This is a genomic window from Natrinema soli, from assembly GCF_028618695.1.
The window spans coordinates 1-26,626 of sequence record NZ_JAQIVI010000432.1 but is presented as its reverse complement, the minus strand read 5'-3'; the positions used below and the strand labels follow the sequence as shown (position 1 = coordinate 26,626).

At 53.0% G+C, this 26,626-nt stretch carries 26 protein-coding genes and 4 pseudogenes; 16 read left to right on the top strand and 14 right to left on the bottom strand.

What is annotated here, in order from left to right:
* The 3 genes and pseudogenes from PGX04_RS23300 to PGX04_RS23290 form a co-directional block, all read left to right on the top strand.
* Window positions 1-279 (top strand): annotated as a pseudogene (locus PGX04_RS23300) (hypothetical protein); the annotation flags it as partial.
* A 30-nt stretch (window positions 280-309) separates the two neighbouring features.
* Complete coding sequence (locus PGX04_RS23295; RefSeq protein ID WP_273740693.1) at window positions 310-642, top strand: helix-hairpin-helix domain-containing protein; 333 nt, start codon at window positions 310-312, stop codon at window positions 640-642.
* Between the two features lie 112 nt (window positions 643-754).
* The gene (locus tag PGX04_RS23290; protein WP_273740692.1) at window positions 755-1,576 is read left to right on the top strand and encodes an HNH endonuclease; all 822 of its coding nucleotides are present in this window, start codon (window positions 755-757) and stop codon (window positions 1,574-1,576) included.
* Window positions 1,577-1,597: 21 nt separating this feature from the next.
* Here PGX04_RS23290 and PGX04_RS23285 read toward each other — a convergent pair whose 3' ends face one another.
* The 4 genes from PGX04_RS23285 to PGX04_RS23270 form a co-directional block, all read right to left on the bottom strand.
* Window positions 1,598-2,692 (bottom strand): tyrosine-type recombinase/integrase, encoded by a 1,095-nt coding sequence (locus tag PGX04_RS23285; RefSeq protein WP_273740691.1) that lies wholly within the window; start codon window positions 2,690-2,692, stop codon window positions 1,598-1,600.
* Between the two features lie 518 nt (window positions 2,693-3,210).
* Window positions 3,211-3,423, bottom strand: a complete 213-nt coding sequence (locus PGX04_RS23280) for a hypothetical protein (protein WP_273740690.1) — start codon at window positions 3,421-3,423, stop codon at window positions 3,211-3,213.
* 250 nt (window positions 3,424-3,673) lie between these two features.
* Entirely contained in the window at window positions 3,674-4,069 is a 396-nt protein-coding gene (locus PGX04_RS23275; RefSeq protein ID WP_273740689.1) for a DUF7970 domain-containing protein, read from the bottom strand.
* Entirely contained in the window at window positions 4,066-4,989 is a 924-nt protein-coding gene (locus PGX04_RS23270) for a ParA family protein (RefSeq protein ID WP_465263838.1), read from the bottom strand. Before PGX04_RS23270 ends, PGX04_RS23275 begins: the two co-directional genes overlap by 4 nt.
* A gap of 1,007 nt (window positions 4,990-5,996) precedes the next feature.
* On the opposite strand from PGX04_RS23270, the gene PGX04_RS23265 reads away from it, so the two are divergent.
* A complete protein-coding gene (locus PGX04_RS23265) occupies window positions 5,997-6,131 on the top strand; it encodes a hypothetical protein (protein ID WP_273740687.1) in 135 nt (44 codons plus the stop codon).
* Window positions 6,132-6,565: 434 nt separating this feature from the next.
* Here the strand turns inward: PGX04_RS23265 and PGX04_RS23260 are convergent, their stop codons facing one another.
* A complete protein-coding gene (locus PGX04_RS23260) occupies window positions 6,566-6,814 on the bottom strand; it encodes a DUF7692 domain-containing protein (RefSeq protein WP_273740694.1) in 249 nt (82 codons plus the stop codon).
* A 5-nt stretch (window positions 6,815-6,819) separates the two neighbouring features.
* On the opposite strand from PGX04_RS23260, the pseudogene PGX04_RS23255 reads away from it, so the two are divergent.
* Window positions 6,820-7,155, top strand: a pseudogene (locus PGX04_RS23255) (restriction endonuclease); the annotation flags it as partial.
* 280 nt (window positions 7,156-7,435) lie between these two features.
* Here the strand turns inward: PGX04_RS23255 and PGX04_RS23250 are convergent.
* Window positions 7,436-8,362 (bottom strand): lamin tail domain-containing protein, encoded by a 927-nt coding sequence (locus tag PGX04_RS23250; protein WP_273740686.1) that lies wholly within the window; start codon window positions 8,360-8,362, stop codon window positions 7,436-7,438.
* A gap of 179 nt (window positions 8,363-8,541) precedes the next feature.
* Here PGX04_RS23250 and PGX04_RS35070 point away from each other — a divergent pair, with 179 nt between their 5' ends.
* Window positions 8,542-8,658 (top strand): hypothetical protein, encoded by a 117-nt coding sequence (locus PGX04_RS35070; protein WP_465263837.1) that lies wholly within the window; start codon window positions 8,542-8,544, stop codon window positions 8,656-8,658.
* 216 nt (window positions 8,659-8,874) lie between these two features.
* Complete coding sequence (locus PGX04_RS23245; RefSeq protein ID WP_273740685.1) at window positions 8,875-9,237, top strand: hypothetical protein; 363 nt, start codon at window positions 8,875-8,877, stop codon at window positions 9,235-9,237.
* 9 nt (window positions 9,238-9,246) lie between these two features.
* On the opposite strand, the pseudogene PGX04_RS23240 reads toward PGX04_RS23245, so the two are convergent.
* Window positions 9,247-9,578, bottom strand: a pseudogene (locus PGX04_RS23240) (PD-(D/E)XK family putative nuclease).
* 33 nt (window positions 9,579-9,611) lie between these two features.
* Window positions 9,612-9,761, bottom strand: coding sequence for a hypothetical protein (locus tag PGX04_RS23235; RefSeq protein WP_273740684.1), 150 nt, complete (start codon window positions 9,759-9,761; stop codon window positions 9,612-9,614).
* A 704-nt stretch (window positions 9,762-10,465) separates the two neighbouring features.
* Between PGX04_RS23235 and PGX04_RS23230 the strand changes: the two genes are divergently transcribed.
* The 5 genes from PGX04_RS23230 to PGX04_RS23210 all read left to right on the top strand — a co-directional run bounded on the left by PGX04_RS23230 (window position 10,466) and on the right by PGX04_RS23210 (window position 15,783).
* A complete protein-coding gene (locus PGX04_RS23230) occupies window positions 10,466-11,638 on the top strand; it encodes a M20 family metallopeptidase (protein WP_273740683.1) in 1,173 nt (390 codons plus the stop codon).
* Between the two features lie 171 nt (window positions 11,639-11,809).
* Window positions 11,810-12,016: a hypothetical protein gene (locus PGX04_RS23225; protein WP_273740682.1), complete on the top strand. Its 207-nt coding sequence runs from the start codon at window positions 11,810-11,812 to the stop codon at window positions 12,014-12,016.
* On the top strand, window positions 12,003-13,442 hold the full coding sequence (locus PGX04_RS23220; protein ID WP_273740681.1) for a sodium:solute symporter family protein: 1,440 nt from the start codon (window positions 12,003-12,005) through the stop codon (window positions 13,440-13,442). The genes PGX04_RS23225 and PGX04_RS23220 overlap by 14 nt, the downstream gene beginning before the upstream one ends.
* Window positions 13,443-13,453: 11 nt before the next feature.
* Complete coding sequence (locus tag PGX04_RS23215; protein ID WP_273740680.1) at window positions 13,454-14,545, top strand: C45 family autoproteolytic acyltransferase/hydrolase; 1,092 nt, start codon at window positions 13,454-13,456, stop codon at window positions 14,543-14,545.
* Window positions 14,542-15,783, top strand: coding sequence for a Zn-dependent hydrolase (locus PGX04_RS23210; RefSeq protein ID WP_273740679.1), 1,242 nt, complete (start codon window positions 14,542-14,544; stop codon window positions 15,781-15,783). The genes PGX04_RS23215 and PGX04_RS23210 overlap by 4 nt, the downstream gene beginning before the upstream one ends.
* Before the next feature lie 48 nt (window positions 15,784-15,831).
* Here the strand turns inward: PGX04_RS23210 and PGX04_RS23205 are convergent, their stop codons facing one another.
* The 3 genes from PGX04_RS23205 to PGX04_RS23195 all read right to left on the bottom strand — a co-directional run bounded on the left by PGX04_RS23205 (window position 15,832) and on the right by PGX04_RS23195 (window position 19,507).
* On the bottom strand, window positions 15,832-17,094 hold the full coding sequence (locus tag PGX04_RS23205) for an ArgE/DapE family deacylase (protein WP_273740678.1): 1,263 nt from the start codon (window positions 17,092-17,094) through the stop codon (window positions 15,832-15,834).
* 1 nt (window position 17,095) lies between these two features.
* Entirely contained in the window at window positions 17,096-17,851 is a 756-nt protein-coding gene (locus PGX04_RS23200; RefSeq protein ID WP_273740677.1) for an SDR family oxidoreductase, read from the bottom strand.
* A 177-nt stretch (window positions 17,852-18,028) separates the two neighbouring features.
* A complete protein-coding gene (locus PGX04_RS23195) occupies window positions 18,029-19,507 on the bottom strand; it encodes an aldehyde dehydrogenase family protein (RefSeq protein WP_273740676.1) in 1,479 nt (492 codons plus the stop codon).
* 223 nt (window positions 19,508-19,730) lie between these two features.
* Here PGX04_RS23195 and PGX04_RS23190 point away from each other — a divergent pair, with 223 nt between their 5' ends.
* The 3 genes from PGX04_RS23190 to PGX04_RS23180 are packed head-to-tail and all read left to right on the top strand — an operon-like array spanning window position 19,731 to window position 22,014.
* On the top strand, window positions 19,731-19,880 hold the full coding sequence (locus tag PGX04_RS23190) for a hypothetical protein (protein ID WP_273740675.1): 150 nt from the start codon (window positions 19,731-19,733) through the stop codon (window positions 19,878-19,880).
* Window positions 19,877-21,484 (top strand): sodium/proline symporter, encoded by a 1,608-nt coding sequence (locus PGX04_RS23185; protein ID WP_273740674.1) that lies wholly within the window; start codon window positions 19,877-19,879, stop codon window positions 21,482-21,484. The genes PGX04_RS23190 and PGX04_RS23185 overlap by 4 nt, the downstream gene beginning before the upstream one ends.
* Window positions 21,485-21,528: 44 nt before the next feature.
* Entirely contained in the window at window positions 21,529-22,014 is a 486-nt protein-coding gene (locus PGX04_RS23180; protein WP_273740673.1) for a hypothetical protein, read from the top strand.
* Window positions 22,015-22,091: 77 nt separating this feature from the next.
* On the opposite strand, the gene PGX04_RS23175 is transcribed toward PGX04_RS23180, so the two are convergent.
* On the bottom strand, window positions 22,092-22,616 hold the full coding sequence (locus PGX04_RS23175) for an Lrp/AsnC family transcriptional regulator (RefSeq protein ID WP_273740672.1): 525 nt from the start codon (window positions 22,614-22,616) through the stop codon (window positions 22,092-22,094).
* 124 nt (window positions 22,617-22,740) lie between these two features.
* Window positions 22,741-24,093, bottom strand: a complete 1,353-nt coding sequence (locus tag PGX04_RS23170) for an aminotransferase family protein (RefSeq protein ID WP_273740671.1) — start codon at window positions 24,091-24,093, stop codon at window positions 22,741-22,743.
* 173 nt (window positions 24,094-24,266) lie between these two features.
* On the opposite strand from PGX04_RS23170, the gene PGX04_RS23165 reads away from it, so the two are divergent.
* The gene (locus PGX04_RS23165) at window positions 24,267-25,745 is read left to right on the top strand and encodes a CoA-acylating methylmalonate-semialdehyde dehydrogenase (RefSeq protein ID WP_273740670.1); all 1,479 of its coding nucleotides are present in this window, start codon (window positions 24,267-24,269) and stop codon (window positions 25,743-25,745) included.
* Between the two features lie 364 nt (window positions 25,746-26,109).
* Here the strand turns inward: PGX04_RS23165 and PGX04_RS23160 are convergent.
* Window positions 26,110-26,626 (bottom strand): annotated as a pseudogene (locus tag PGX04_RS23160) (DUF7983 family protein); the annotation flags it as partial.

Below are 26,626 nucleotides of genomic sequence, written 5' to 3'. Positions count from 1 at the left end.
GAGGCCGGCGTCGACGACGTCGACCAGTGGCTCGAGGAGTTCAACGAGGCGTATGCGGAGGCCGCCGACGCCTTCGAGCGCCTCCGCGGCATGATGGACGACGAGTCGGCGATCGGCGAGTGGGAATCGATGGTTCGGGACGTACTCGCCGCGACCGAGTTGCCCGTCGCGACGGTCCCCGACGGCGAGGCCGCGTTGCCCGATGATCCGATCTACGACTCGAGTCGGTCCTACGCGGAGAATAAGATGCGGATCGATCGGTATCGGGCGGCTGAGTAACCATGCTCGAGACCCTCGAAACCGCCTTCTATGCCGTCGTCACTGTCGGGACACTCGCCTACTACGCCCACGACCGCCTCTCCACCCCCCGAAGACCCCGTCACCGAGGCCAAACGCCTGTACGCCGAGGGTCAGATCGACGAGCCCGAACTCGAGCCCGACTCGGCGAGGCCGTCGACGACGAGTTCGAGCGGATTCGGCGTGGTCGAAGACGTGAACGGCGTCGGGCCGGTGACAGGGAAGGCGATCGCCCGCGAGTACGATTCGTTGGATGGGTTGCGGGAGAGTGATAGAGGGCGGTTGGAAGGCGTGTACGGGGTTGGGGAGGAAACGGCCGGGGCTGTGCTTGAGCGGGTTCAGTGAGAAGTACGTAACCAAGACCTTTCGGAGTAAGACAGTCATGGGATAGCGATCATCGAAGTTGCGATACTCCTGCCCAAATATATATTTCGTCTTAGACGAATTGTTGATTCATATGGGTGTAGTCAGACGAGACGGAGATTGGCGACTCGAAAAACTGGAGAATGGAGTATACGCGATTACTTTCGATAACGCTCTCGAAGCCAAGGTTGTCACTTCCGATTACGACCCCGGAATATACGACGAACGGTTCGATATCACAGCTCCTGTACACGAGGTTGACTCTTTCCAAGATGCCGTGGACCTCCTCGAGCAATTCGCGTCATCTGGAAATCCATCCCCGATGGGTGGACTTGGAGGATTCGGTAATTCAGATGGTGGAATCGAACTTGAGTTCCCTGGCGATGGAGTTTCCGATGGTGAAAGTGGCATCGGAGACCTTCCACCCGGCGGCATATCGCTGGTGTTACTCATTGCAGGAGGGATAGTCGTGTTTTCATCCGGTCTTGCACTGGATTCAATCTCGCTTCTCATCGGCATCACGATGCTGGTGTCAGGAATCGCGATCATAGGTTGGGTCCTCGTCCTTGCCCAACGCGATGGTGTCAGTGCGGCAATCAAGTTTCTCTCCACTATCGAAGACGATTCGAAGGTGCAGAAGAAGGATTCTCAGTCGTCCAACGGACCCGAGAAAACACCGCCAACTCCGCAGTCCTTGAAAGACGAACTCTACTTTGAACGAGCTGGCCAACAATGTGAATGGTGCAACAACCGTACCGATCAACCAGAAGTCCACCATATCACGCCTCGGAGTGAGGGCGGTCCAAACGAACCCTCGAATCTCATTGTCCTCTGCCCAGGATGCCATGCAAAAGCTGATCGGGGTGCTATCTCGAAGACAAAGCTTCAATCGAAGGTCCGAAGAATAGCTCAATGATCGGCTCGTAGGCCGTACTTTTCACTCCCCGTCGAACACTTCCGTATTATCCTCGGCCAGCTTGCTCGCTTCGATGTGCGAGTACATTTCACTCGTCGTCTGTGGATCGGCGTGGCGCAACGTTCGTTGCGCGGCGGCGGCCCCGCGCTCACGATAGAGCTTTTCGCCGACGCCGCGGCGTGCTCCGTGCAGCGTGAGATACTCGTCTTCGTCGAGCCCTGGTACGTCGGCCTCGTCCGAAAGACGCTTCAACAGCGTGCGAGCGCCGGAGGTGCTGATTGACGGCGGTTCGATACCGGTCTCGAGGACGTAACCCCAGGGGTCGCCGTCCGGTTTGTCGTGTCCGGCGTCGTCGATCGCCGCGTACAACGACGGCGGATGCCTCGAGGGGAATACGGGCCACCCGTCGGCCGGCGAGTCGAGTAACGTCTCGAGTCGCCGGAGTGGTTCGACCGCCTGTTCGGGGAGTGCGGTCTCCTCTCTGTTTTGGCTCTTCCCGAAGACTGTGAGAATCCCATTCTCGAGGTCGAGATCGGACCACCGAAGTCCGTTGCGGCGTTTCACACGTGAATCGGCCAGCACCTCAGCACCACGAACGCCCGTGTACGCGAGGACACAGACCAACGCCCGGTCGCGCACCTCCTCGAACGCACCGGTGCCGTCGGCGTCGATCGCCGTGCGAGCGCGTTCGTCGACGTGCTCGATGATCGCTCGGCGCTGTTCCGGTTTCCAGAACTGTTGGTCGCCACTGTTGGTCGTTGTCGTCGGGAGTGGTTTCTTCGCTTCCCGTTTTTCAGCAGGGTTCTCCGCGAGGTCGCCAACTTCAACAGACCGTGTCAACAGCGCCGAGACGTAGTTGTAATACGTACGAGCTGTCGATTCACTAATCCCATCGTCAGGCTTCGAGCGGCGTTTCAGATACGTCGCGTAGTGGCGCATCGTGATCGGTTTGACGTCGTCGAGCGTTTCCACGCGATCGGGCGTCCAGTCGATCCATTTTCCGAGGACGTACTCGAGGTTCGATGCGTAGTTGCCGTCGCGTTCGTCTACGAACTCGTCTTTGGCTGTCTCGAGGGGTTTTCCCTCTGTTGAAGGTCCGGAATTGTTGTTTTGCATCGACTCGGCTTACCAGAGGGCGCGGACCCTGAAAATAATACCGTACATTATTGGTCTAATGTACTGTGTACTGTTGGGGTTGATAGAATATCAGTTACAGACTATGAGCGTACAGATATAGGGATAATACGGGTGCTGGGAAAGTATTTAAATTGAATAACGCTATACAAAATATCCGTCTCTTCCCCTATAGACCATTCCACCGAATATCGGCGTCTGATGCCTACTAGAATGCCGATACGAAACCAAGGGACCGGGTCAGAAGAGGTTATACTTCGTCTATACTTGCCAATTCGCGTTCATCGGCCGACAATACTCGAACCGACTTGTTGGCTTTAAATTCCGAGAGTCCTAGCAAGGCATGCGACTCACAGAAATAATGCGTATTCTGGTTTCCAGTATCCTTATGCTGGATATTGAACTGCCTAGTTGGTCGTTTTATACAAGTGTGTGAGCCCCATTCACAGTTCATTGTGTGGGTGATTATCACAGGCTGGTATGTAAATATAGAGGGTGGTTTACACAAACTGTTTACTCCCGCCCTCGAGCCACTCGTCCAGCTTGCCAAGCGCGCCGTCGGCGACGAACAGGTGACCGTACTCATCATGATGGGTCGATGACGATGTCTCCCGCCGAAGCGTCACGTAGAAATGCGTCTCGGTCAGTGGGACGGTCTCGCCGGTGACGGCACAGACGGCTGACCCGTCGTGCTTGGTCGTTCGGCGGGCCACTGTCGAGACCTGCCAGTCGTCGCGATCGGACGGCGAGCGACCGCGAAACTGTTGGGTTCGGGGCAGGGTATCGGGCAGAGGAGAGAGTTGAGACTCGAGGGCTATGGGTCCATTAGCAAAAGGGGAAGACGCGAGCATCGAGGTTCTCTGGTGTCCCTTTTCGGCCGGCCGCCATAACCGGCCGTGTGGGGCCTCCATGTCTCGTGGGATATCACTTCGGGCGTGACTCAGTGGGTGAAAACCGTTCCAGTTACCGACGCTTCTCCGCGAGCCGTTCCGGAATCTCTTCCAGATTGTCGAGTGCGATTTCTAAGACGATATCGTGGATTTCGCGGAGTTCGTCATCTCGAATCCCCATTTTTCGAAGCTTAGGTGTGACTTCGAAATCAAGTTGGTCCTCGAACTCAGTCCATGTCTCCTCGCGCGCGTACAAGGGACTCTGTCGGACTTCGCTGTAAGGAAACGACGGACCCGTCTCGGTTGGGTCGCGGTCTGGTTCTGAGCTCGAGTTTGAGTCAGACGGCAACGGATCGTCCGTGTCCTGGTTGCTCGTCGACGGCTCGTCGGGGGTTGATTCGTCGTCTGGTTCGTCCGCAGGTTCATCGTCAGCATCGGGGGCTGGGTCACCAAGATCGAAGTTCGTCATTGGTTGATCCCTCCGGTTTCGATGATATCCGCAACCACGCCGAAGTGCTCGAGTTGTGGGTTTTCCGGGTCGTGAGCCGTGAGTGGTTTCCGCTCCTCGTAGGCGTCGCCGATCGCTCCCGTGTGTCGGATCGGTGGCTTCGGCGGGGAAACCTCGCCCGCGTCGATCGCCGCCCACTCGTCGGAGCGGATCCGTGCAAACGGTGGGATATGATCGTTGAGAACCGTCTCGAGGTCGTGTCCATTCGAAAGCGTCCCCTGTTGTGGGTCGACGCCGTCGTTACCGGCCAGCAGGAAGCTCGCAAAGCTTTCCTGCGTATTCATCGACTCGAGTAGCTTCCGATCCGTGGTTTGGTGGTCAATCCGAGCGGAGAGGTCGTTCGGCACCGTCGCCAGTATATTGAACTCGCCGAGCTGCTGCCGAATCGGTTCGACAAGCCGAATCGCAGTCTCCCGGAGCCCGTTCATCGCCTCTGGTTTTGGCATAAGCGGAAGAATCGCATTCGGTGCTGCAATAACCGCGTTGTTCGTGAGTTTCTTCCGAGTCCCCGGTACGTCGAACAGCATGTAGTCGTACTGCTCACCGAGGTGTTTATCGACGAGTTCTTGTTTCATCTTGAGGTCCGATGCAAGGACCGAGTCTTTCGAGAGTTCGTCGGAGATCGTATCGAGATTGAGCGCCGGGATGAAATCGAAGCCGTGGCCGGGATTTTTCACGATTGCCTCGAGTGGCTCGCCCTCAAGTAACACGTCAGCCAGATCGGTTGCACTGTCATTCTCTCGCGTGTAGTAGCCAAGACCGGTCGAGAGGTGTCCGGCCGGATCTAAGTCAACGACGAGTACACTATGGTCTCGGAAATCGCCGAGAATCCCGCCGAGGGTGCTTGCAAACGTGCTCTTTCCGAATCCCCCTTTGAGCATAGGGAAACAAACCGCTCGTGGTGTAGTATTCGCTGCCATTGTGTGATTCCGCCCGTCGCAGCGCCGGTTTCGGGAACCGATCGACTGTCTCGGTGGGCAACCTATACATTCACCTAATCCTACTTATTTCCACTGGAGTCAACTAACTTGATTGGTCCAGTTAACTTAGGCAGCTCAGTTGACTTAGGTGACTCAGTTAAGTTGACTAAGGGAGCTTAATCACCTGAGTTAGCCAGTGTAGGCAAGCCAGTCAACTTCGCTATGGCAGGTGGCGTCGCTATTCAAGGGGGTTGAGGAATCACAGGTAACAGAGCCGCCCTAGTTGAATCTGGTATTTAGCAGCCGACCAAAGTCAGCATGACTACGGGAGCGGAAAGGAAAGACGTTGTGTACGGAAACAGCTGCCACCGTGATGGTCGGTCTCGCAGGGGAACAGTGCAACCTCCGAGCGACCGGCAGACGCGACGGCCAGCGGTGGCTTTCGGCTAGCGCTTGATAGCCATTGTGGTGACAAGCAACACACAAACCAATTTCTGTTGGCAACGGACTCAACAGGCCCATGGCCCTCGAGTCACCTGTCGCGTTCCCAGTACGCGACTCATCCAACCGCAGTATCCGCGGGCGAGTGTCTTCTACTGCGTGCGCTCGCGGGTCTTTTGACACACCACATTTCGAGTGAAAGGTGGGAATCGGGGAGAGATTGATAACGACCTCCATACTTGGTCCAACTGTCGCGTTGTGCCACAGGCGCGACACACCCACCCAACCCACCCCAGTCACTGCGAGTCCGGCCTGGTTACGTCCGCCGGGCTCGCCACTTTTCGTCTCAGTATACATTTTGACCTGGACCGAAGGGACAGCGATGGGGCATCACCACCCATCTCATGAGCAGATGTCCGTTACAGATGGCTATGGGTGCCGTGTGTGAATTTCACAAGCACATGTATGAATGTAGCGCCGGCTCGCAGTTCGTGAGTTTTTCGAGACACCCCTTGTTCGAAGTGAAAATGGCTCAGTTAGTCGTCGATCTGAAAAAGTCAGTCGTCGAACTTCCCGATTGGTGGGCGGTGCGCCTGTACGGGCTGGTCGGCGTCAATCGCCGCGTTCAGCGAACTCAGACAGTACGGATCGCGAAGGACTGACCAGTTCTCGCGGTCGAACACGATTTCGATGTCGTCCGCGTGGGCTTGGCATCCGGGGCAGTAGAAATTGACGTAGCGGCCATCGGGATTTGGCTACTCATCGATACTCGGTCCCCATCCCCGGCAGGCGCTCGAGCAACCAGTCGGTTGTCACGACGTGCAACGTCGCCGCCTCGAAGCCCACGCTGTTGATCATCAGCCCGCGCTTTGTGAGTTGGACCTGGGCTTAAATCATCGCGCTCTGTCGGAGTTCCGGCGGGATATCGCTCAGATCGATTTCATGGACCCTGTCGCCCGGATAGTAGCCCTCCGAGACCAAGTAGGCCAATTTGTAGTCCTCGCGAGCGCTGTTCGACGGATGAGGTTCGTGTGCTCGACGGCGTTGGCGATCACTGCGGGACCGAGCAGGCGAAGTTCCCGATCGACTGTATTTTCTAATCGGTGTCAACGACGATCTCGGATTTGACTTCGAAATCCACTGCTCGAGACGGGAGCGTCTCGGCGATCTCTCGGCGCTGCTCGAGCGTGAGGTCGTTGCGCTCAAGGACTTGGCGGGAAGCCTGGATGAACTTCGGAACGTCATCGCAGGCACTCACCACTGCTTTCGTCTTGTTGTAGTCATAGCAGTCAGCTGCACGTTCGATCGCGTCTCGTCGGTATGCGTAGTCGCCGTCGGTTCTGATTCGAACGGTTCAGGGAGACGTTCGACGACGTCAAGAAACACCGGTTCGGGCAGACCCAGACGGGGTACAAGGAGTGGGCCGTCGACCGCCTCCAGCAGCACCACACGATAACGGTCACCTACACCGGCGACAACAACGTCACCTACAACAAGACGTGTGAGCCGAACCGCTCGGACATCTTGGTCCAGTTGATCGAGCCCGTGTACCTCCCTGAGGTCCGCCACACGACCGACCTCCAGGAGTACACTTACCCCTACGAATACTACGCGGCAGGCCCGTCTCGGGTCACCGCCGAGGACGGGATTCATCGCTGCGTCAACTGTGACAAGAGTGGGCTCGAAGTCCCAGCCGCCCTCCTGGCGGACTGAAAGGGCGAGGCACGCTCGCGTTCGCATGGTCACCTGCGTGGACCACTGTCCACGCGAGTGCGGTGTGGGTGTCCGAGCGCGGATATCCCGGGTGGTTCGAGAGAGCAAATCTCACTCATCATCCCGAAAATCGAAGGTTTTCGGAGACAGCAACCGCGAGCGCGTCGAGCGGTTTCACCACTCGTTATCGAGTGCGGTCGCCACCACCTGACCCGGCGCCGAGACGTCTGAAAAATGAGCTGCCACGCTCGCTTTAGTACGCGAATTGGTCGACGGTCGTCCCGGCTGCCGTCTGCACCGTCGCCGTATCACCATCGTCGTTCCAGATTTCGGTCCCGTAGCCCATGTAGCGGTCGTCGTCGTCGTTGGTCCCACTACCAGTGTGGATGTATACCGAGTCACCGGCGCCGAGCGTGAACTCCGCAAACGTGTGGCTATGACCCGCCTCGTCGGCGAGTGTGAACCCGTCGAGGTCGACCGAACTACTGCCGGTGTTGGTGATCTTCACACGCTCGTCGTTGAGGGAACTTGCTTCCGCGTTGACCCAATCGATAGTAAGCGCACTTCCGTCCCCACCCGACGACCCGTCATCGCCAGAACCGTCGTCGTTCGGCGTCCGACACGACCAGGCGTTTCGCTCGGCGGACTGAGCCGCCGATTCGGCGCTGTAGAACGAATCGCTCTGGGAGAACGTACTGTCGTAGACTCGGGCGTGGCCCCGCTCCACGAGATCGTAGTTGAAGTTCGAACCGTCGACCTGTACGTACGCGAGCAGACGGCCGTAGTCACCGCGTCGGTCCGCCTGGCTGTCGAACTGCAGCGTAACCGTTTGGCCAGCGAGTTGGTCAGTCGCGTACGCACTCGCGTTCTCACCCGCGGCTTGCAGGCACTCACGGCCCGCCTGCGTGTCCGGCACACCCTCGAATTCGCCGGGCGAGACCGACCCGTACGTTTCCGGTGTGTCAACACCTAGCAGTCGAACAGTATCGGTCGACCCGTTCTGGTATTCGATGTCGATTGTGTCGCCGTCGACGACGTTCGTCACCGTCACCGTCGTTGACTCGCTGATCGAGGTCGTCGTCTCGACCGACGGACCCGTGACCGCTCCCGCCGAGGCCGTCATCCCTGTTGCAACGAGTGCTACGACCATGACCGCTGTCAGGAGTTTCTGTCGAACCACACTCACTGACCTGACTGCAATCGTCATCAACTTGTGTAATATCTATATGTACTAGTATATACATATATTTCAGCTCATTTCTAAGTCGAAACGGGACTGCACTCACCGACAGGTCGACCTACTACGTTCAGACGGTCGTCCAACTCACGTGGGACCTCTGGCATCAGGACTGTAAGAAAGTGAAAGAGTATCTTGATGCCGGTGAGATAGCCACCTGGATCCGTCCGCAGCTCGGCGTGTCCTCGAGCACGACGAGCTCACTCGCGAGCAGCGCCGGGAAATCGCCGAGACGCTGAGCACTCGAGCCGTCAGCTTCGACCTCGAGAGTTCTGTCTCAGTTACGACGAAGGAAGAGTTGTGACCTCGCGTCAGAATTCTTCGCAGGTAGCGACGAATCACGAATGAAATAGTCACTCTGAACTGATTACATTTAGAATTCGACTGTAGTAGACTCTAACACGCCTTGTTTCGGCACACCTAAAACTAACGAGCGACATGATTCCAATTGAAGTATGGAACCAACAGTAACCCGCGGGATAGCGTTGAACCGTCCGGCAAACCCGCCGATACGTCTCTCGTTTGGTTTGTTCTGGCTGGTCGATCTCGTCGCTACAGTGTTCCTCTTTCTTGTTCCGTACGCCACCGAACTTAATCCGATCACGACCCATTTCTATGAGCTAATCGGATTGCCCGGTGTCGTTCTCGCAGGAAGTATCTACGCCGCCGTGGTCGTCATGATCGGACACTATCTCTCGAAACCATATGATGCACTGTTCGCTGTCGGTGCTGTTCTCGTGTACGCCGTCTGTGCAACTAACAATGTCATCCTCCTCATGAGCAGGGAGCCACTCGTCGAAACACTCGTCATCGCTTGAGCGAATCGCTCAGAAAATATCGCCGATCGCGATCTTCGCCTGCTCAGCCCGCGGTGATCGCCGCCGCTGTGCCACCGGAGCAGTGGAAGATCACAGGAGTGGACCATCCTGTCTTTGAGGATCGGACAGCCCGACCGTCCATGCGGCCAGTAGACGACGAAGCAGTACCAGCCGTCGTTACGTCGAACTTTCTCGTGCTATTCCCGGTAGACCTTAAAATTCCCTGGCTGGCCGTCGGCGTACTCGTGCATCGTCGACTTAATCTCGACGGGCGTTCCGTTCCCGAATCTCGCGTTGTGCCAGCTCGCCCGCTCGAGATCGAAGCGACACTTCTCGGCCATCCGTTTCTCGACGGCGGTCCCGAGGTAGTTCGCCTACTTCGAGTGGTTCATATCGACGTGGAATTTGACCATTGGGCCATCGCTCCCGTCGGCCTCGAACTCGATCGGGGCGGGGTCGTCGCCGTACTCGACGTGAATCGCAACGGACGCACGTTTGTCGGGCCAGTTGTCGCGAACTGTCACCGCCTGCTTGCTTTCGATGTGGCGGTGCTCGAGAGGTATTCGCCATCGAGATAGACATTCACGCCATCCTCGCCGTCGGAGAGGATGTACGAGCTCTCGGCGTTTCACCGCTCGAGATTGTGCGTCGTCGCCGTCTCGAGTATCTCTTCGTCTATACTCCAGTTCGCTGCCACTTGGCCGGAGAACAAATACAGAGTACCGTAATCACCATCGGCCGTCCTGAGGACGTTACTGTCCCAGCACGTTGAGGTGATGGCGGATCATCGTGTAATCCATGTCGAGTTTGGTCGCGAACTGGTTGGCGTTCCGCGGCTACTCGTCGAGCGCTCGGACGATCTGTACTCGAGTGGGTCCCCCGAGAGAACTCGCGAGCAAGTATCAGAGAACGCCGTCCATCCACTTAGATATCGATTAGCTGTTTTGTAAACACTTGATCATAGCAGAGACTCAGATGCCACAGTGAACTGAGCAACGAGATTGATATCGAACAAAACTTGACTTTGTACTGACGGTAGGCCACGAAAAAATCTAATAGGCTCTTTGAAGGTTAGGTATCACTGAAATTCAGTGTATCCCGTCCCATCTGAATCTGTTCCTATAGTAGGCCCTATTCTGCTGTATAGGAGTCGATTTTCTTTACGTTGTTTGTATAATATCAAATAAAATAAAAACACTTTTTCAGGGGTGTAAGAGTATGTGGGTGTATGTCGCACACGAAGAGCACTACTAAGCTAAGCGCGCTTATCAGCGATTTGGTACAGATTGAAACAGAAAACCCACCTGGCAACGAAAAGGAATGCGCAGAGTATATTGCCCAGTGGTTCGACGAGCATGGGATTGATGCAGAACTTGTGGAAGAACCATATCCAGACCGACCGCAAGTCGGCGCCCGTGTCGGAGAAGGCGATCCGACGCTTGTTCTAAACGGTCACATTGACGTAGTGCCTGCGGGAAACACTGACGAGTGGGCCTTTGATCCCTATGGCGCCGAAGTGAAAGATGAGAGGATATACGGCCGAGGTAGTGTTGACATGAAGGCAGGAATCGCGATATCAATGCTGGCAACTGCGGAACTCGCAGACGAAGTTCAGACGGATGAACTACCAGGATCCATTGTCTTCCATGCTGCTATTGGTGAGGAGACCGCGGAGCCTGGAACAAAGACTCTACTGGAAGAAGGCTATGATGGAGACTACGGCGTCGTACTTGAACCAACTGAGATGCGAACTGCGACAAGCGAGAAAGGGTTAGCTTGGTACGAAATCACCGTCTCAGGTGATCCTTCGCATGCAAGCCGCCCTGATCAAGGCACGAACGCTATCCAGCATGCACAACCTGTTCTCAATGCGCTTGCTAACTACGATGAGAAGGTGCGGACCCGTGAGGATGATCTCGTTGGTCAAGCGTACGCTACGGTGACAATGATAAAGGCAGGAACAAAGGAAAACGTAGTACCTGAAGAAGCCACAATTACGATTGATCGACGCTTCCTTCCTGAGGAAAATATTGTGGATATTGACGCAGAGATAGATGATCTACTTGATCAGGTCGCTGCCGATCATGATATCGAAGTATCGTGGGAGCGTACCCGAACATACGAATCAGCTGCTATTGACGTAGACAGCTCTTTGGCAGAGATATTTAGGCATCATTCATCCGAAATTTCAGGTGTATCAACCGATCCATGGGGGGTCACTGCATCGACTGATGTCCGTAATTTCATTAATGACGCTGATATTGAAGCCATCACCTGGGGTCCAGGCGACCTTTCACAGGCCCATACTTACGATGAGTGTATCGACCTGTCAGCTGCGAGTGACGGCCTTAATGTACTCCTCAATGTAGCGCGTGAAGTACTCAACAACGATATAGACTAGTGGCCCCATTAGAACGTCGCTCGTAAAACAACCTATTTCGCTTAATATAATATCATGTCGAGGAGATATAGTAGAATATTTTCCGTTCAGATCTATTTTTCATAATATTGTGTGTTAAAAATACCAGTACATTTACAAGGAGTTATGACAATGTGATAGGCAGATACACACATGACAGTATTTGGCATGCCCCAGTCGATGTTTTTAGTGTTCCTTGCAACACTTCTCGCAGGGAGTATAGGAGCGCTTCATTATGTAGTCGTCCATGTGATACTTGGCAGGCCAATAAATGAAACTGCAAAGAATCGTACTACAGAGAACGATAGTCCTGTAAAAGAGCGTAGGACTGATGGAGGTCAAGCCGATGACAGAAGTTAATCCATTTTATCTCGGAACGTTCATTGTGTACCTCCTGATCGTGCTTGCTATCGGTATTTGGGGATACACAAAGACGACAGATGTCATAGATTTTTGGGCATTCGGCCAGAATATGGGTCCCTGGCTAGCCACTTGGTCATTCGTCGCAAATTTCGTGAGCGCAGTCAGTGTCATCGGATTCATCGGTGCAGTTTACGGAGAGGGGTACTCATTGATGACTCACACCATCTTTGGGTTGATGCTTGGGACGAGTGCTCTCTACTTCGCAGTTGATCGGGTGCGGAACCTAGACTTATTGACTTTCCCAGACATCATTGCCAGTGTAACAGGCTATGAAATTGCCCGGCCTATCGCAGGTACAGTGTTACTCGGTAATGGGTGGCTTTACCTAGTTATGCAACTTGTCGGCGCGAGTCTTTTGGTCACGACGATCACTGGCGTACCCTATGAATACATGGTATGGGTTATCGGAATTGTGTTCATCGTTTACACTGTTCTTGGTGGACTCGTCAGCGTCACATGGACCGACTTTCTACAAGGAACGCTCATGGTTGGTGCAGTTTTGCTCTCGCTCGGGTATATGATGTTTGACCTCGGAGGATTCACTGCCATTAATCAGCAGTTTGCTACGCTCGACTCCTCGTACGTTCATCCCACGAGTGAAGGAGCGTATACTACCATTGGTATCATCGCGACGATTGTAGCTTTCTTCGGGACAATCTTCACCGAGCAAAATAACATCGTGCGTATTGCTGCAACAAAAGACGTCAAGACAGCAAAACTTCATCTCGCTGCAGCTGGCGTCATTCTGGCGGTATTCTATTCGGCACTTGTCATCCTCGGCGGTGCTACGACAGTCGCGCTCGAGTTAAACGGATTAGCTATCCAGACACAGGACGCAGCGTTCCCCACGCTGATCACCGATTACGTCCCAGCTAGTGTTGGTGTTATCATCATCCTCTCGGTCATGAGTGCTATCCTTTCGACAACGGACACACGTCTGCATTCGACCGGTATCACTACTGCACACGATATTTATAGCTACTTTCGGCCGAACGCCGGTGACGACTCTCAACTCCGCGTCTCACGGATAGCAACCATCATCTTTGGTCTCACAGCAACTGCCGCAGCAGTCAACCCACCAGGAACTATCATCGATCTTTATAACTTCCGAGCAGTCCTGCTGACCAGCGCGTTCCTCATTCCAGTTTATGCAGGCCTCTACTGGATTGGTTTGAGCGGACGTGCTATTCTCCTATCCATCCTCACCGGGGCGGTCCTTGGCGTCGGGACCGAACTTTCCGGTGGTCTGTTCGGCGTTCCGTCAACCTTCATTGGGGTTAGTGCAGCAACGCTTGTGCTTCTCATCGGCCACTTCCTTCTCTCAGGTACCGAACCAAAGGGTGGAGCAATGGCAGGGGATTAACTGATTGAAATATGACCGGGCTTACACATGTCACCCTTTCAGGAACGGCATACGAATGCGGTGTAATTCATGGTGAAACATTCGTTGATGAAATCCAACAAAACATCTCGGTGTATCTTGACAAATTTGCTTATCATGGCGTAGATAAGCAGACAACACGTGAGCAAGCTTCCGATCTTCTCCCGCGTATTCAGGAGTGGAATCCCGAGTACGCCGAGGAACTGCGCGGCATTGCTGAGGGTAGTGGTATTAGTGTGATAGAGATCGCGCTCCTGAACGTTCGGTACGAGGTGCTCTACGCTGCCTACTCAGATGGGAGCCTTGGTGTAGACGGCTGTACCAGCTTCGGGCTCCTGCCAGAGGTGACCGCTGATCATCACACATACGTCGGGCAGAACTGGGACTGGGCTGAACCTATCGCTAACACGCTCATCGTTACGGAAGTCCATCGAGATAACGTGCCGAACCATCTCGCAGTGACCGAGGCCGGGATTGTCGGCGGAAAGATGGGAATCAACGAACACGGGATCGGGCTCGTCGTAAACGGCCTTGTCTCACCTAATGACGGTGATGATCCCTTTAGAAAACCGTTTCACGTTCGCTGTCGGGAAGTACTCGAGGCAGAACGGTTCGATACCGCACTCAAACCGCTCGTCGCGTCACTGCATGCCTGCTCATCAAACTTCGTTCTTGGCCATGCCGACGGTGAGATAATCGATGTCGAGGCGTCACCTAATGGACCCGGATACGTGTATCCACGAAACGGAGTCCATACCCATGCGAATCACTTTGCCAATAACGGCTTCGAGAGCTGCATGGAGCGTCAACTACCGGATACACTGTACCGAGCACGTCGACTCCGACAGGCGCTCGAACAGCACTCCGGGGACATCGACCCTGCAACCATCAAATCGGCACTCAGCGATCACTTCGGTCGCCCCGCTAGCTTTTGTCGCCATATTGACAAAAATAAACATCCACAGAAACGTACACAGACCGATACCAGCGTGATTATCGATCTCACAGAACGCACGCTGTGTGCGACATACGGTCCTCCCTGTGAAACTACATACAATACTTATCAATTAGGAGGTGCAGCATGACGCTCCGCCTTGATCGCGATCGTCTCATCGCGACGATGGAGGAACAAGCGACGTACGGCGCTACTGAGGACGGCGGTCTGCACCGACTCGCGCTTACCGAGGCCGATCGCGAAATTCGAGATTGGTTTCGCGACCAACTTCGAGCGGCTGATCTATCGGTCCGTATCGACGAGTTCGGCAATATCTTCGGTCGACGCGAAGGAAGTGATCCCGATGCCGCACCGGTGTTATTGGGCTCGCACCTAGACTCACAACCGAACGGCGGAATTTACGATGGAGTGCTTGGAGTGATCGCGGCTCTGGAGTTTATCCGTACGTTGGATGACAAAAATATTGAGACAACCCGCCCCATCGAGATCGTAAACTGGACAAATGAGGAAGGATCGCGCTTCCAGCCGGCAATGCAAGGCAGTGGCGTTTGGACTGGCGCTCACGATATCGAGACCGAGCGTACGAAGACCGACGATAACGGCGTCGCGTTCGGTGAAGCGCTCGACAATATTGGATATCGAGGAGATGTACCAGCAGAACCAGGCACTGAATACGATGCCTATCTCGAGCTTCACATCGAGCAGGGACCGAAGCTTATTGAGGCTGATGTGGATGTAGGAGTTGTCACTGGTATTGTCGGTTTCACATGGGGAGCCGTTACCTTCCACGGCGAAGCGGATCATTCTGGGCCAACGCCAATGCACCACCGCAGTGACGCCCTCGTGGCTGCCGCCGATCTAATTACCTCAATTCGACGTATCCCAGGTTCACTCGGCGAACAGACGGTCGGGACTGCCGGCTACATAAATGCCGAGCCGAACTCCATTAACGTCATTCCCGGTGAAGTGACGGTAACATGGGGTTTTCGCGATCCTAACGATGAAGTCGTCGAACAGGCGTACCAGCGGGTTCTCACAGAGGCTAAGCATGCAGCCGAACGAGAAGGAGTAAACTACGAGACCGAAGAACGGATGCGTGCGCCGGCTATTTCCTTCCCAGATCGCCCCGTCAATGCCGTTCAACGGGCAGTCAACCAATGCAACTACCAATCCCTCGAATTAGTTAGCGGTGCAGGCCACGATGCGACCCACCTTACGTCGGTCTGTGATACCGCTATGGTATTTGCTGTGAGCGAGAACGGCAAAAGCCACTCACCGGATGAATTCACCAGCTGGGACGACTGCTACAAGGCGGCAACCGTCCTAGCGAACGCAGCACTCGAGCTCGCAAACGACGTAACAGAGTAGTAAGAGACGAGCTTTCGAGGAGAGGTCAGAGGTGATGCGTACAGAATCTTATTCAGTGAGGCCAATTAGATCGGCTGTCGATGCAGCCATCACCTTCGTTGCGGTTACGATCTCGTCGATCGGTACGAACTCGTCGACAACGTGAGCCTGTTCGAGCAGTCCAGGACCGTAAACGATGCACTCCTCAATACCTGCATCATTGACGACGAACCGTTGATCGTCAGAGCCGGGCGAAACTACAGGATCGGTCTCATCGTAGAATTCGAGGATATTCTCGGTATACGTTCGACTGATCGTGCAGTCCACCGGAACGCTCGCGGGTTCAGCGAACATGATTTCATCGTAGTCGAATGTATGGCCTGTCGCGGACTCCGACTCATCCATAAGGTCACGTATCTCTTCGCGGGCACTCTCAATAGTTTCTCCAGGAACAAGTACGCGATAGAACGTTGCCTGACAGCGATCAGGAACAACATTTTCGGAGTAGCCAGCATCTATCATCGTTGTTGAGATATCTGCCTGGCGTGATTCTGGCGGTGTGACTGGGAGATCAGTTGTCCGGGTATGAAGCTCGTCCTCGTATGTATCGACCCGTTCGAGAAGATCACTCATTGCCTTGATGGCATTTGCACCATCATGGGCCATGCAGCCGTGTGCCTTTTCACCATGAGCAGTAATGTGAAATTTTAGGACGCCTCGATGGCCGAGACAAATCCTAGAGGAATCAAAACACTCTGTGTAGACACAGTAGTCGGTATTTTCCGAGGAAACGTATCCCTCGTCAACAAGGTATCCAAGTCCAGTGAATCCGCCCGTTTCTTCGTCGATAGTCATGCTCTGTGTGATCGATCCACGAAGATCAACGCCAGTGGCTTCGAGCGCATCGATGGCGAAGAGACTAGCTGCGATACCTGACTTCATATCACTGGCACCTCGTCCATGGATACGGCCGTTCTCAACGACAGGATCATAGGGGTCATATTTCCAATCTTCTCCGGCAGGAACTACATCAAAATGGCCCGTAAAGTGAATATCTGGCCCCAAGAGTTTACCTGTCTTCTGTCCAAGCACATTGACGCGCTCGTGATCAGCCCGTTCAGGATAATGTTTCTCAACAGTTTTCTTGGGGACAGGAATCGTTTCAACATCATAACCCCGGTCGATCAGTTCGCTAGTGAGAAACTCCGCACCTTTTCGATAGTTTCGTCCAGGTGGGTTTTCCGTTTCGATCGCGAGAAATTGCTGAACAAACTCTACGATGTCGTCCTCGCGGTCGTCTACAGCATCATAGATGTCTTGTTTAGTGACCATGTTAGATGTCCCTCCCTCCATCGACCTCAAGTACTGATCCAGTCACCATTGATGCCTCCTCACTAGCGAGAAAAGCTGCTGCACTAGCGATATCACTAGGTTCAGCTAGCCGACCTAATGGAATCGTCTCAGCCATCGCATTCACACTCAAATTATCGCCCGTAAACTCTGGAAGCATGTCAGTATCAGTGGCGACCGGACAGATAGCGTTGACTCTAATTCCGTCTTCAGCGAGTTCGTGTGCTAGCTGTTTTGTAAGTGTAATCATCCCGCCCTTGGAGACAGCGTATGCTGAAAGACCTGTCCGAGGACGAATACCGGCCGTAGATGCCGTGTTGAGAATTACTCCTCCACCCTGTTCGCGCATATATGGAACCGCATGCTTAGCACCGAGGAACGCACTCTTCAAGTTCACATCCTGAATACGGTTCCATGTCTGTTCAGTTACGTTTTCGACTGGTGTCGACTCTTGAGGGATACCAGCATTATTATGGAGCACATCGATACTCCCAAACTCCTTGACGGTCCGCTGGATAAACGAGGCAACTTCGTCCGAATTAGAGACATCCGCAGTTATTGCGATAGCATCAGCATCAGTTACTGTAGCTTCAATATTCGAAACAGCCTCAGTAGCAGCATCGCCATTGAGATCAACAACGGCAACATTGGCGCCACGCTCTGCGAATAGGCTTGCTGTCGCTCTGCCCATCCCGGATCCTGCACCAGTGATGATTGCTGTTTTATTATCTAACGTCATAGTCACTAGTTGTCATACCAGTCTATCAAAGTATCGGACAATATTCGAGCTCAAAGAGGAATGCTAGAAATATACTTGTAGATATCCTCTTTATCAAGGAATTTATTCACGCCATGGTGACTCATATCCCAACTGTCAGAGGGAAATTTACCCTCTTAGAGATTCCGTGTTAGGATATCACGCTCCGGGAAGATCAAATTCGTCGTTATCTCCGAGATTTATTGCGACATTTTTCGTCTGTAGATATGATTCGAATGCGTCGAGACCCTTTTCGCGTCCGATACCGCTTTTCTTGTAGCCGCCGAATGGAGTCTGATTCGTATCACCAAACCACTTGTTGATATAAACATTACCAGTTTGGAGGCGCTGAGCGAACTGATGGGCACGCTTAATGTCGCCGGTAAAGACACCACTGACCAGTCCGTACTCCACGTTGTTCGCAATTTCAAGTGCCTCCGCTTCGTCACTAAATGGAATTACTGTGAGTACGGGGCCAAAAATCTCCTCTTGAGCGATTCTCATGTTGTTTTTGACATCTGTGAACACAGTTGGTTCGACGAAGTATCCCTGCCGATCGAGTTTGTGTCCTCCAGTTGCAAGTGTTGCCCCCTCCTCGAGACCAAGATTGATGTATTGCATGACTTTCTCAAGCTGTGCTTTGGAGGCAAGCGGACCCATATCTGGATCCTGATCACCTGATCCGATGTCGTAATTCTTAGCGCGGCGAGTGAGTCGGTTGACAAGCTCATTATGAATGTTCTCATGAACAATAACCCGATCAGCCGCTGAACATACTTGCCCAGCGTTCGTGAAAATCGCTCGAGTAATCCAGTTTGCAGCTTGGTCAAGGTCTGCATCAGGAAACACAATAGCTGGATTCTTACCACCGAGTTCCAGAGTCACAGGAGTCACGTTATCCGCGGCCTGTTTCATAATAGCTTGACCGGTTGGAACACTCCCAGTAAACGTGATGGTATCCACATCGGGGTGTGAAACGAGCGCCGATCCAGCCGGTTCTCCAAATCCGGTGACCACGTTGATGACTCCATCTTGAATACCCGACTCTGCACAGATCTCGGTGAGTCGGAGCGTCGAGAGTGGGGTCTGTTCAGCGGGCTTGATAACTGTCGTATTGCCAGCGACAAGCGCCGGTGCAACACCACGAGCAAAAAGATTAGCAGGGAAATTCCAGGGCGTGATCTGTGCACTGACACCATAGGGTTCTCGTACGGTGAAATCGACCTGCTCCGGGCCAACTGGTACACTTGTCCCCTCGAGTTTATCTGCAGCACCTGCATAATACTCGAAATATCGAGCCGCACTCTCTATGTCGCTCTTTGCTTGAGAGAGTGGCTTCCCCTGATCTAAGCTTTCCAAGGTTGCCAATTCATCCTGATTATCTCGAATAAGCTGACAAATTTCATAGACGATACGCCCTCGCTCATCTGGAGGTGTGTCACGCCATGTAGGATATGCCTCGCTTGCGGCTTTTACTGCACGGCCGACATCGGTGGCTTGCGCTGCTGCAATCTCTGCAATTGGTTCTTCAGTTGCTGGGTTGATGGTAAGAAAATGATTATCTTCAGTTGCTGATACCCATGATCCATCGATATAGAGATGATATGTGTCTTGAACTATCTTGTTTGAGATACCCATGCACGATAGTATATTATACAAGCCAATAACCGTTTGCGCCTATTGAAGAAAGGTCAGCTGGATAACTAGATAGTGCAGGATCACTATCTAGCCGTAAGATTTATTATATATGGCATGTCTTCACACCACACGGGAAAATGTATGGTGTGATAGTGGATACTGACAACGTAGTCCAGGAAGAACCAATTACACTGGGAAATAATCCAACTTGGGTGGTAGAGGGATGAGCATTGGAGCCCTCGACCTCAGCACCATTCTCATCCTCTTTGGATGGATTCCATTCTGGTGGGCTGTCGCATTGATAAGCCTCTATCGAATGAACCAAAACGGTAAAAAAGCTCGTGAAGATCCCACGGAGGTTGACAGCATATGACAAATTGGATGCTCATTATACCATTTGTCGTGTACTTGCTCTGCTTGCTCGTATTTGGTTATCTAGCTAGCCAGAGACTAGATGATCTCAGCGATTACCTATTAGGAGGTCGAACAATTGGAAGTGGAGTAACTGCCTTAACGTTACAGTCGACCTCCATGAGCGGCTTTATGTTCATGGGTGGCCCAGCACTTGCTTTTCAACAAGGGCTCTGGGCGCTGTGGTACGCTGTTGGTGACTTTGGCGGTGGTCTCGTCAACCTCTCTATTCTCGGACGAAACCTCCGTAGAATCACCGAAGCTCTTGGGTCGCTCACACCAATTGAATGGCTCGAGGATCGCTATCCCCATCCGAGTATTCGAATTACAGGGGCCACGATCTCGATTATCTTCCTTGCTGCGTATGTGTTCGCCCAATTCATTGCTGCTGGGAAGGCAATCGAGTCGATTAGTGGTCTACCGTTCCTTCACGGCCTGCTCATTGGTGCTGGCATCATTGTTCTATACACATTTGTCGGCGGCTATCTCGCTGTTGCTTGGACTGATGCCTTCCAGGCAATTGTGATGGCAGTTGGAATCAATATCATCCTTATTGCTGGTATCATCGAAGTCGGGGGTATCGGTGCACTGATCAGCGAACTTTCGGCCCGAGATCCAACGTACCTCTCAATCTGGGGCCAAGGCCTTGAGCACGCTGGTGAATGGGGAGTTGTCGTCGGCGCCGTCCTAATTTATGCAATCGGATACATGGGCCTCCCACATGCTGTTGTTCGCCATCTCAGTATGGATAATCCTGATACCGCGAAAAAGGCCACTATCTGGAACGTATTCTATAATACATTTTTCGTCTATCAGCCGTACATCCTTGGGTTACTTGCGATCGTCCTGCTCCCGAATCTCAATGATCCCGAAATGGCGATCCCACAGCTCGCAACATCACTACTACCCAGCATCCTTGCAGCCGTCGTCCTTGCGGCACTAATGGCCGCCGTTATGAGTACCGCTGACTCGCTGCTTATTATGGCTGGCTCAATTCTATCCCGTGATATTGTCCAACGGTTCGGTAGCGATAATCTCACTGACGATCAAATGTTCGTTTGGTCGCGGCTACTTGTTCTAGTGATTGGAATCTTAGGGGTAGTCGTCGCCGCAATTCAACCTCCAGGGGTCTTTGAGCTCGTCGTGTTTGCTTTCGGTGGACTCGGAACGGCATTCCTTGTTCCGAATGTCGCTGGTGTCTACTGGGATCGTGCTAATTGGCAGGGTGCACTTGCTGGCATGATTGGCGGTGCTACGACCAACATTATTTGGACATCCCAGAATCTTCAGGACACGACTGCAGTACACCCGTTCTTTGCGGGCTTGATCGCCTCAGCTACCCTGCTTGTTGTCGTGACACTTGTTACGGAACCTCCGACTGGTGACGCCATCTCGATCGTCCGACGTGCGCGCACATCTGGTACTGCGCCGTCTGGTACCGTCCAAAAATCTGCTCGTTCACTTGCACCTGAAGCGCGTGTCATCGGTGAACATCTCGCCGTCAACAAAACGGTTCCACAATCGCCAGACCAATCGGTAGCCACTGGCCACCCAACTGACGACTAACTATAACCAGCATGTCCACATTTCATGCTCGACAGACGGTAGCGGTGTTCGATTCAACTGTATCGACAGCCGACGCTGAGCAAACGCTACTTGAGACAGATGAGGAGATGATCCAAGCAACTACAGATGGCTACGTCTACTATCCGTACCATGTATTTGGCTTCCATCTGCATGCGAAGGCGCTGCTCGATGAGTTCGAGGAGCAGGTATACTGCGGTATCGATCTCTGTAATGATAAGGAGATGTTCATTGATCAGCAGCCAGCCACGACCGAACAGACTGTCAATGAAGACGCGCTCGTTCCGCCAGACCCGACTCTCGAGGATCCAGAGCGAACAGCTCGACACTATCTGCTTGAGATTGCACGTAAAGAATTCCGTGTTGGCTCACCGCCAGAGTTGACCGTTGTCGAGGACCAGCGCGTATACCGGCCGTTCCATCTTGTTGAATGCAAAACTACGACAGGGACATTTCTAACATATATTGTCGACGGTGTCAGCGGCGATTTCCATCGAGTGTATCTTGACTAATATCGGCACTTACTCTCGTGAACAACCTAAATTCCTATAACTTCTAGCCCGCAAATATGCAACCCTGAAGAAATTACTTACTGATTCGAGGGAGTAAGGATGTTATTGCGCGCTTCCTCGGCTAGATTAGCTGTGATCTCTCGCTTGTTTTCGAACTCTTGCATGACAAACCGCGATGACGTTTCGTTAACACCGTCAATGGCTACTATTCGATCAATTAGGTCGTTCAATTGATCACGTGATTGCACCCGACTAATAGCGACGAAGTCAACATCACCCATTGTATAATACACCTGTTCAATTCCGTCAAGTGCGGCTAGCGTCTCTCCGATTTCTTCAGAATACCCACTCTCATGTGTGACAGAGATGTCAGTGATTGCCACCATTTCAAGCCCAAATGCGAGTGGGTCAATATCAGCAGTTATCCCTTTGATCACGCCGTTGTCTTTGAGTTTGTTCACTCGGTAGTGGACTGCGGATTTTGAAACATCAAGTTCCTCAGCGAGTGTTTCGAGGCTCACATCAAAATCTGCTTCTACTCGTTCAAGAATCGCGAGATCCGTTTCATCAAGGTCAGGGGCCGTTCGGAGTGCGTCGTTCATTTGCCGTAGTTAAGGAGCGCCAGTATGAAAACGATGGTGTATCTCGTATTGTTAGCTCGAAGCCACAGAGTTGCTCACAGTCTCTCTTCAGCACTACAGCTGAGAATGGACCGCTCGTCTACAACTACTGCTTCATTGCGTTGTCAGACACATCGAGTCCTACGTCAATTGCGTTGATCGCTTCGTCGATTTCATCCTTAGTGATGGTGAGCGGAGGTGCAATGATGAGCGTGTTAATCATGTTGGCAACGTATGTACCGGACTCATAGGCGGTTGCGGACACCTCGTCAACTACGGTTGAGCCAGGATTGATCTTGTCTTCGCGCTCGCCAAACGGCACACGCTTCTCAGAGTGCTTTGTGAGTTCGATACCACGGAACAATCCAACACCGCGTGTCTCACCCACACTTGGGTGCTTTTCGGCGAGTTTATCGATCTGTGCACCGAGGTATTTGCCAATCTCATTTGCGCGCTCGATAAGATTTTCCTCTTGATACGTTTCGATCGTCGCGAGCCCGGCAGCAACTGCCACGGGATGACCAGCATACGTGTGCCCGTGACAGAACATATTCTCATCGAAATGCTCAGCAATTTCAGAGTTAACAATGGTGGCACCGAGTGGCTGGTACGCGCCAGTCAGTCCCTTTGCCATTGTCATAATATCAGGTTCAACATCGAACACATCACAGCCAAACCATTCGCCTGTGCGGCCGAACCCAGCCATCACTTCATCACAGATGAGCAAGGCACCATGGTCGTGCGCAATCTCTTTGAGCCGTGGGAGGTACTCGTCTGGCGGGACAAGAATCCCGTTTGACCCGACAATCGGTTCAACGAGTACCGCGGCGACCGTGTTACCTTCGAGTTCGAGCATTTCATCGATGTACTCGAGGCTTTCCATTGGGTCAAGCGTAGAACCGTACGCGTATGGATCTGGAGCTTTGATTGTGCCAGGGATACCAGGTTCGGACTCAAGACGACGCGGGTCTCCCGTGACACTAATCGAGCCATAGGTAGCACCATGGTATGATCGATATCGGGAGATTATCTTCTGCTTACCAGTATAGAAGCGTGCAATCTTGATCGCTGCTTCAACAGCTTCCGTCCCGCTGGTCGAAAAGAACGTCTTTGAAAGATCACCAGGTGTAACCTCAGCAAGTTTCTGGCCGAGCTTTGCACGTACTTCTGTTGTGTAGCTTGGAGCAACGTATCCGACTTTGCTTGCCTGCTCAGCAATTGCTTCTTCAACTTTTTCGGCGGAGTGGCCGAGGTTCGAGCACATCAGTTGACTTGAGAAGTCAATGAAGTCGTTGCCGTCCGCGTCAGTGAACCGAACACCGTCGGCATCAACGACTTGCGTAGGTTGCACTTCCTTTTGATAGGACCAAGTGCCGAAAACGTGCTCTTTGTCGAGTTGCTCTATTTCATTCAAGTCTCCGGTATCAGAGTCTGTCTCGAAGGAATCTTGTTTAGACATTGCTGTGTGCTATGTATTGTCTCATGTATGATTAATCTTTGGCCCAGAGGCCAAACTATAGAATATCATCCTGCTAGCTAGGCTATATTGTAGATATTATCTTGCTCTGTAGCATCGGGACTGGAAATAGTAGGAAAGACTTATTGGGGGCGGTGCAGAGTTGCAGATGTCGGATGACACTCAATACCACCCCACCATGGGACGACGTACAAAATTATATTGACGGCAGTTGGCAGACGCCCTCTGGCGATGATGGCCAAGATGTTGTCAACCCTGCAACGAATGAAGCTATTTCCTACGTTAGATTTAGCTCAACCAATGATGTCGAGGCCGCGGTTGAAGCCGGCCAGAAAGCGTTTGAAGAATGGAGCGAAACACCGGTCGAAGAACGGATTCAGCCTCTTTTCGAGTTCAAGCAATTGCTCGAAGAGCATCAAGATGAACTCGCGCAGGTACTTGTCCAGGAACACGGAAAGACACTCGCAGAAGCAAATGGTGAACTGCGCCGTGGTATCGAAAACGTCGAAGTCGCCTGCGGCATCCCGAGCATGATGCAGGCTGGTCACTTGCCAAACGCCGCACCAGACATCGATGAGACTGCTGTGCGGAAACCACTAGGTGTATTCACCGCGATCACACCATTCAACTTCCCTGGGATGATCCCGCTGTGGTATCTTCCATATGCGGTCGCGACAGGAAATGCATTCATCCTGAAACCCAGCGAGCAGGATCCGGTCGTCGCTCAGCGGCTATTTGAACTGATAGACGCAGCCGGTTTCCCAGATGGAGTCATCCAGCTTATCCATGGGAGCGTCGATACGGTAAACACGCTACTAGATCATGATGGGATTGAAGGTGCGTCATTCGTCGGCAGCACACCGGTTGCCAAGACTGTCTACGAACGTGCTGCAGCAAACGGCAAACGTGTGCAGGCACAGGGAGGTGCAAAAAATCACATTATTGTGACTGAGACTGCTGATCTGGACTTTGCTGCAGAGAAAACAGTCGGGTCTGCGTGCGCCTGCGGTGGTGAGCGTTGTCTCGCAAATGATATCGTTCTCGTCGAAGAGAGTATTTATGACAAATTTGTGGATCGTGTTGTTCAGGTAGCAAATGCTCAAGAGATCGGATATGGTCTCGATGAAAAGACGGACATTGGTGCACTCATTACCCAAGAACACGAGGAGCGCGTCCGCAATTATATTCAGAGTGGGATCGACGAAGGCGCTGAGTTACTGCTTGACGGCCGTGACGTCAAAGTGGAGGACTACGAAGACGGGAACTTCCTCGCTCCAACTCTGTTCGGTGGTGTCAACCCAGAGATGACAATAGCCCAGGAGGAAATATTTGGACCGGTGATTGGGCTGATGTCTGTTAGTGACATTAACGCGGCAATCGACGTGATGAATCAGAGTGACTTCGGCAACGCTGCAAGCCTCTTCACCGGTAGCGGTGCTGACGCTCGAAAGGTACGTCATCAAGCAGATGCTGGCAACCTTGGTGTGAACGCCGGAACTGCAGCCCCAATGGCATTTTTCCACTTTGGTGGCCGCAAAGACTCATTCTTTGGCGACCTGCATGCACAAGGCGAAGATATGATCCACTTTTATACCGACAAAACAGTCTACATCGAGCGCTGGCCGGACGCCTGATCGTGTCCCGTCATGCAGTCGTTAGCGCTGATGTTCATCTCTCGTTTCTGCGTACGTTAGCAATGGATTGGGTACAATAGATCTTTTGTCGTCTGGTCGACCATCGTCGCAAGGTCGAATCGATACTCACTCTCTCGAATCAGCGTCACGTAGAAATGGGGCTCAGACAGCGAGACGGTCTCGCCGGTCACAGCACAGACAGAAGACCCGTCGTGGTTGGTCGTTCGACGGGCACTGTCGAGACCTGCCAGTCATCATGATCGGGCGGCGAGCGCGGAACTGTAGGATTCAGGGCTGGGTGTCGGGTATAGGAGCGAGTTGAGACTCGAGTGATTTAGCTCAGCGAGAACAGGCTGTTTCTGTAATCGTGGTGAAGCCGGTCAAGAAGGACTTCACGGACTTCTGTCCGAAGATCGCCTGCATTCCGTTGGACATCCGAGAGTAGTGTATAGAGATTGATGAGAACTGGCATCTCCCACTCGTCGAGTACCGCTGGATTATGCCGCTCGAGAGCGTCGATTAAGAGCAGCATGTCGGCGTAGACGTCAAGATCTGGTTCCGTCCGGTCTTGCTCCTGCTCGTCAGTGGAGGGAGAGACACCCGTGATGAGTTGCGAGGTTGTTGGCTCGTCGGTCTCAGTGAGCGTCCCCGCCCGGTCGTTGCACTCATAGCGAGGGTGAAGACTCAGCACTGCCGCGTACGGTTCCGCGTCCAGGGGGAGCCGTTGGAGGTCGAATGTGCCCCCAGAGTCGGTGATTCGGCCGGCTAAAGTCTCGAATTGGTCGCGTTGCAACGGCTGCGAGTCGCCGGTATCGGTGAACTTGATCACGATACGAGACTCTTGAGCACTGGTAATACGAAACTGCTTCTCAGTGAGCGGT